This is a genomic window from Halobacteriovoraceae bacterium, assembly GCA_020635115.1.
Lineage (GTDB): Bacteria > Bdellovibrionota > Bacteriovoracia > Bacteriovoracales > Bacteriovoracaceae > JACKAK01.
In genome coordinates this window covers 334,876-341,277 of the sequence record JACKAK010000005.1, presented here as the reverse complement: position 1 = coordinate 341,277, position 6,402 = coordinate 334,876, and the positions used below count along the sequence as shown (strand labels likewise).

Annotated in this window: 7 protein-coding genes; all 7 read right to left on the bottom strand. The window is 35.5% G+C overall.

Annotated features, from left to right (window positions below):
* Positions 1-763, bottom strand: a 763-nt coding sequence (locus tag H6622_10110; GenBank protein MCB9061865.1) for a hypothetical protein, incomplete at its 3' end; no start/stop codon positions are given.
* Positions 760-1,671, bottom strand: a complete 912-nt coding sequence (locus H6622_10105; protein MCB9061864.1) for a hypothetical protein — start codon at positions 1,669-1,671, stop codon at positions 760-762. The genes H6622_10105 and H6622_10110, both read right to left, overlap by 4 nt.
* Positions 1,640-2,155 (bottom strand): prepilin-type N-terminal cleavage/methylation domain-containing protein, encoded by a 516-nt coding sequence (locus tag H6622_10100; protein MCB9061863.1) that lies wholly within the window; start codon positions 2,153-2,155, stop codon positions 1,640-1,642. The genes H6622_10105 and H6622_10100 overlap by 32 nt, the downstream gene beginning before the upstream one ends.
* Positions 2,140-2,844, bottom strand: coding sequence for a type II secretion system protein (locus H6622_10095; protein ID MCB9061862.1), 705 nt, complete (start codon positions 2,842-2,844; stop codon positions 2,140-2,142). The genes H6622_10100 and H6622_10095 overlap by 16 nt, the downstream gene beginning before the upstream one ends.
* Before the next feature lie 22 nt (positions 2,845-2,866).
* Positions 2,867-3,328, bottom strand: coding sequence for a type II secretion system major pseudopilin GspG (gene gspG / locus H6622_10090; GenBank protein ID MCB9061861.1), 462 nt, complete (start codon positions 3,326-3,328; stop codon positions 2,867-2,869).
* 125 nt (positions 3,329-3,453) lie between these two features.
* Positions 3,454-4,665, bottom strand: a complete 1,212-nt coding sequence (locus H6622_10085) for a type II secretion system F family protein (GenBank protein ID MCB9061860.1) — start codon at positions 4,663-4,665, stop codon at positions 3,454-3,456.
* Between the two features lie 8 nt (positions 4,666-4,673).
* Entirely contained in the window at positions 4,674-6,401 is a 1,728-nt protein-coding gene (gene gspE, locus H6622_10080; protein MCB9061859.1) for a type II secretion system ATPase GspE, read from the bottom strand.
* Position 6,402 lies beyond the last annotated feature (1 nt).

The window sequence follows — 6,402 nt, the reverse complement described above, 5'->3', positions numbered from 1 at the left end:
GAAGTAAAGGTTTATGTTTTGCATTGGCCTCAGAGGGATCGTAATTTCCCTCGAGTTCGCCTTGTTCAGGATCAGTAAATTGCCCGGGATCCATGACATAAAACTTTAATTCCTTTACTAAAAATTCAGGATCTAGGTTTCCATACAATGTATCAAAATCCTCATTTTTTTCTTTTTCTTTTTCTAAGTTTTTCTTCAAAATTGTGAGGATTTCATTTTCAACAAAAAGGATACTGTCTTTTGTTTTATCACCTTCTGTTTCATCTTCTTCATTGGCGGGTAAATCTTTTTCTTCATCTTTATTTTTTTTGTTATCTTCCTTTTTTTTATAGTGAGAAAAACGCATATGATTAGGATTGAGATGTCCTGTTATCGGTGAAATATTTAAAGTGATTTTTCCATTCACCATCAAAATCTCATTAAAATCTCCTAAAGCTGTTTTCATTATTTCATTAGTCACAACACTATCATCAATTGGAAATTGAAAGGGATTATAGAGAATTTTTTCAATGTCTTCAGCTTTGACAAAAGACTTTATGGACTCATTTTCTTCAAGTAGATTTCTGGCCTGTTGATAGAGAGTTAACATACTCATCGCAAAGTGTAGACCTGATCTGGCATTTAGTCTTGCTTGAGTTTTGTGTATGATGTTGTCAGCTTTAATGAAATTAAGTTCAGCGAAAAAAGTAAAGTTGACCAACAAAAATGTTAAAATAGTGATTGAAGATAAGACGATGGGAATTGCAACACCTTTTTTGCTCACTGAAAACCTCCCTCAGAATCAAAAGAGGAATCTTTATTTGAGTTTGTTTGGTTTTTCTTTTTTGCTTTTTCAAGTTTTGATTCTCTTTCTTTTTGATCTTTTTGAGCATCAAATAATGGCCAGTTCGTCATGAATATTCGTTCAGTTTTTGTTTCAAAATTGTCTAGACTCACAGTGGACATTTCAAGTCTTATAGCTCTTAACATTTTATTTTTTCGGGTTATTTGTTTAAGATTATCAACAAACTTTCTTCTTTTTTCATCCCAAAAAGTGATCTTGAAATCCCTAATATGTCTTAACATTACATTTTGCTTTACTTCTTCCCATTGGAGTTCTTCGCGATAAGGGTTATCGGCCACGTATTGTCTTACCAGTTCAAAAGGAGCGTCTTCTCGTGGTTTGTAGCGTGGAAGTAAATCATCAATATTTCCTTCAGGTTTATATTCTCTGAGAGAATACTTAACCCATGCGAAATGTGATTGTTTTTGATCGGCAACTTTTCTTTTATTTCCGGACATAAAAAAAGAAATCTCTTGAGGATTTTCTGAATAAATTTCAGGAACTAACCCTCCTGTCGTCGTTAACTGTGGAAAAGTATCTGTTGGCACATAATCTTTAACATTATCTGAGTCATCTTCATCTTCATCACTTTTTCTTTTCTTTATAACAGGCACGGAATAGTAGAGGGGAGTGTAAATTTGTGAAAAATCTAATCGTATTCTTTCCATGGCCGCTTCTATTGAGAGAAAATCTTCATCTTCAATGATAAATGTATCAGCATTTTTTGTACTTGCATCTACGACAATATAGACACTAATAAGTAGGCCCGACATGATAAGTAGAGCAATCAGTACTTCTATTAAAGAAGTACCATGATTAAATTTTGAGTTTAACTTGTGCCTTTTCATCATAAACCCAGGTTGTAAGATCTTGAAAGTATCCTGTATTTTTATTTGTCACTGTTATTTTTAATTGCCAAAGTTGCTTTTTTAAGTTTTCTACAATTGGCTTTTCTAATCTTTGTAGTGCTTGCTTTGTGGCATTTTCTTCTGCACTTTCTTTTTCTTCAGCTCCAAGCAACATGGAAATAACTGGTTTTACATCGAACTCTTTCCATTCAATGACATATTCATAATCAGGAAAATCATCGAAAACTTTAGCGGCCTCGGGGGCGAGTGTTATAGATGTTGAAAATTTGGGGGGATCAAGCATTGTTTCGTTAAGTGCTTTTAGACATAACTCTTTAAGTATCAGGTCTTCACGAATAGTATTAGAGGAAAGTACGTTTGCACTATGGCGTGAACTAAATGCGGCAATAAAAAAAGCAAAGATAGCAGTCGCTACGAGAACTTCGAGTAAGGTGAAACCTTTATTGCTTAATTTGATTGCCATTTTTTCACCAAATCGATGGCCATACTTTCATGGATTTCATATATCTCACGAGCATCTACATCTTCCTCACTAATTGTTTTATATTCCCTTTTAAAATCATTTGTAAAAGCGGGTATCTCTAGTGAAATCACCTCATCCTCTGAACCAAAGATAACTATTGCGCCGTCTTTTTCACCATTGGGATAAATATAGATCGCAGGATCGAAGTCAGTAACAAATTCATCTTGAATTGATGTTCCAACCCCTATGATTCTTAAAGTTTCAGGGATTTCAAAATTTTCTTTTTGAAATTCAACCAGGGGGCGAAACTTTGAGTTCACTTCCTTTTGTCTTTTGTTTTCTATTTCTTTTCGATCTTCATCACTTAGATCATAGAGACTTTTAAGTTGAATTGATTTTACTGGAATGACAAAATTATCATCTGGGCCAAACTCAAGGGCAAATTGTTGAGGCTGTGTATTTAAATAAAAGTGTAATCTTACAATTACATTCCTGAGGGCCGCTTGATCTTGCGCGTACCGAATGGCACGCTCAACAGTTCTTAAGGTATCTTCTGCATGTTCTCTGGAAAAATTTAAACTTGAAATTGTTAAGGCCGTTATAAGCGAAACAATTGTTACAACGACCAAAATTTCTAAAAGCGAAAAACCTTTATGCCCCGATGAAATATGTTTTTTCGAAAAAATCATACTACTCACCAAGGCCAATCACTTATTTTTTTGTTTCTTTGAGATATATATCAGCGTCCTTGTCTTCTCCACCTTCGGTTTGATCTTGCCCATAACTATAGATGTTGAAAGTCTTGCCATCAGATTCGTACTGATACTCACCACCCCATGGATCTTCTGGAATAGACTCAACTTCTAGATATCCACCTGGTTTATATTTTTTACAATCTCTTCCTACTGAAGGTTTAGAAATAAGTGCATCTAAACCTTGTTCGGTAGATGGATAAAAATAACAATTTCTATAAAATTCTTTCAGTCGATCAGAGAGATTATTCATCTGAATTTTTGCGGCCTTTGCCTGTCCTTCATAGAGATAGTCTAATACTCTACCACCAACAAAAGTACCAATAATTGCAATTAAGGTAATAACAATGAGGATTTCAATGAGTGAAAAGCCTTTTGCACTACTGGCGGCCTTTGGAAAAATTCGGTTAAAGTTTCGCATATTTACTCCTGTCTTATTAACTACAATCACTAATGTATATCATATTGGCAATTTCGTCACGTCTGGTAAATGTAAAATGGGTGCAATTTTGTTGTTATTTAATTTTACCCTATTCTAATGAAAACCTATCGCATATTGTTTAGTTCCATAATAGGCATAACGACAGATAAAACAATAAAACCAACTGCTGCACCTAAACCAATCATCATGATTGGTTCGATTATAGATGTCAGCCCATCTAGTTTATTATTTACCTGATCATTGTAGTTTTCAGCAATGATTGTTAACATTTCTTCAACTTCACCAGACTGTTCACCAAGTTTCATCATATGAGTGACCATTGTTGGAAACAACTGGCCTTCTGCCAGAGCAGTACTCATCAAACCACCTTGAGAAACATTGTCTCTGGCACTATCAACAAGTTCTTGCATATGAATATTGCCCACCAAGTTTTTTACAATCCTTAAGGCGGCCATAATGGGAACGCCCGAGTTAAGTAGGGTTGAAAGAGTCGAACAGAATCTGCTGATATTAATCATGATGGTTAAGTCTTTTACGATTGGCATAATAAGCAGTACATGATGCCAATTTCTCTTTCCCTTCTGTGAATTGATGTACTTTCTAAATAAGAAGATACTTGAAAGGATGGCCAGTATGATCAATAACCAATATTGTCTCAGCACATCAGAAATCCAAATACAAACTTCAGTCATCCACGGAAGATTTATTTTGCGACTCGTAAATAGTTTTGTAATTTGGGGCATGATAAAAAGAAATATTCCAAGCATGATAATTCCTGTAAAACTAAAAATGATGATAGGGTAGGTCATAGCTCCTTTGATCTTATTTTTAAGTTTCACTTGGGACTCTGTAAATTCAGCAAGTCTAATGAGAACAATATCAAGTGTCCCTGAAGATTCACCGGCCTCAACCATGTTGACAAAGACGTGGTCAAATACTTTAGGATAATCGGCCATCGCTTTTGCAAGAGAACTACCTTCGTTAACTTTCTTCTTGATATCTGAAAGTGCCAAACGCAAATGTGGATTTTCTGTTTGGTCCACTAGGGCCTGGAGAGATTCAACAATCTGAATTCTGGCCTTGATAAGTGTGGCCAACTGTCTTGTCATCATCGAGAGATCAGCAACTGAAACGCCACTACCAAATGAAAAAGTTGACTTCTCTTTCATTCGGTCACTTTTTTGCTCTTTAATGTTTAAGAGCATAAATCCTTGGGCCTTAAGGATTAATTTTGCTTGTGCTGTAGAATCAGCATTAATGTTTGCGACAACTTCTTTACCTAATTTATTGATTGCAGTGTATTTATATATTGCCATAGTTGTTCCTAGTGATTTAATTCCTCTTCATCGTTAATAGCACGAACAACTTCTTCAATACTTGTCACTCCTTGAAGTATTTTTTCCAATGCATTCTGCCTAAGAGTTTTCATACCACTTCGTTGAGCTGTTTTTTTAATAAGGTTGGAGTCAGCTTTTTTCAATATTAGAGGACGAATTTCATCTGTGATCATGAGAAGTTCAGCGACATTTGTTCTGCCTGCATAACCTCTAAAGTTACATTTTGAGCAGCCTTTAGCTTTATAAATCACTTTATCTTTTGGCAGGGTAGAAATTTCTAAAAGTGCCAGTTCTTCCTTCGTAGGGTGATAGGGCTCTTTGCAATCATTGCAAAGTGTCTGAATAAGCCTTTGTGCTAAAACTCCTATGAGTGATGAGGCTATAAGAAAAGGTTGAACTCCCATATCAATAAGTCTGTTGGGAGCAGAGGCCGAGTCATTGGTGTGTAATGTCGAAAGAACAAAATGACCAGTTAACGACGCTTGAATGGCCATCTCTGCAGTTTCAAAGTCTCTCGTTTCCCCAACCATAATAATGTCGGGGTTCTGCCTCAAAATTGACCTTAGTGCTTTGGCAAAGGTTAGATCAATTTTGTGATTGACTTGAATTTGTGAAATCCCCGGGATTTCATATTCAACAGGGTCTTCAACTGTGATGATCATTTTATCTGGAGTATTCACTCGATCTAGCATTGCAAAAAGTGTTGTTGTTTTACCATGCCCTGTTGGCCCAGTTACGTAAACCACACCGTGCTTTCTTTTTGATAAATCGTCTAGATTGTCTAGTACATCTCCCTGAAAACCGAGCTTTTCTAACTGGAGAATTGTATTACTTTTTTCGAGAATACGCATAACGATTCTCTCACCATTTTGAATCGGGACAGTAGAGAGACGTATGTCGATATCTTTTCCAGCAATTTTGAGTTTTATTCTACCATCTTGAGGTAAGCGCTTTTCTGCAATATCAAGTTTGGCCATAACTTTAACTCTTGAACTAACTGCTGCATGGGTTTTTAGGGGTTGTCTTAAAACTTCCTGCATAACACCGTTAATTCTGAATCGATAAACAGTTTCTTTCTCATAGGGTTCAATGTGAATATCTGAGGCCTTCTCTTTGACGGCCCTGAAGATAATAGAGTTTACAAATCTAATAACCGGAGCTTCATCTGCTCCAGAATCAAGGATGTCAATTGTTGTGTCAAGGTCCATTCCCTCATCAAATTCATCTTCTAAGGAGTGAACAATATCTTTGTTGGCCTTTTCGTAAACTTTGTTTATGGCCGCGTTTATTTTTTCCAAGGGAGAAGTGATGATTTTTATTTCTTTACGAAATAATTCTCCCATATCATTGATAACATTAAAATTAAACGGATCAGTGAGGGCAATAGTTACATCAAAATCAGTTTCAATGATTGGGATTACTTCTTGAGAACGAGCATAATTTATTGGAATTTCCATAATAATATTTGGATCAATATTATCAATATCAAAGTCATCAATATAGGGGATATTCATCTGTATACAGACAACTCTCGTTATATCAGAGGCCTTTATGTATTCTTTCCCTAAGAGAATTTCACCGACAAGTCCACCTTGCTCTTTTTGTGTTTCAAGTGCTTCGTTAAGTTGCTTTTCTGTTAAATTGGTGTGCTTTATAAGTAATTCACCAATTTTAATCTTCTTTTTTACTGGTCTTGTATCTAAAGCATCACTCACA

What these genes read in the sequence shown, in the direction of transcription:
- H6622_10095 (MCB9061862.1), bottom strand. Translation starts at nt 2,844, where the DNA reads ATGATTTTTTCGAAAAAACATATTTCATCGGGGCATAAAGGTTTTTCG.
- H6622_10085 (MCB9061860.1), bottom strand. Translation starts at nt 4,665, where the DNA reads ATGGCAATATATAAATACACTGCAATCAATAAATTAGGTAAAGAAGTT.
- gspG (MCB9061861.1), bottom strand. Translation starts at nt 3,328, where the DNA reads ATGCGAAACTTTAACCGAATTTTTCCAAAGGCCGCCAGTAGTGCAAAA.
- H6622_10100 (MCB9061863.1), bottom strand. Translation starts at nt 2,155, where the DNA reads ATGGCAATCAAATTAAGCAATAAAGGTTTCACCTTACTCGAAGTTCTC.
- H6622_10105 (MCB9061864.1), bottom strand. Translation starts at nt 1,671, where the DNA reads ATGAAAAGGCACAAGTTAAACTCAAAATTTAATCATGGTACTTCTTTA.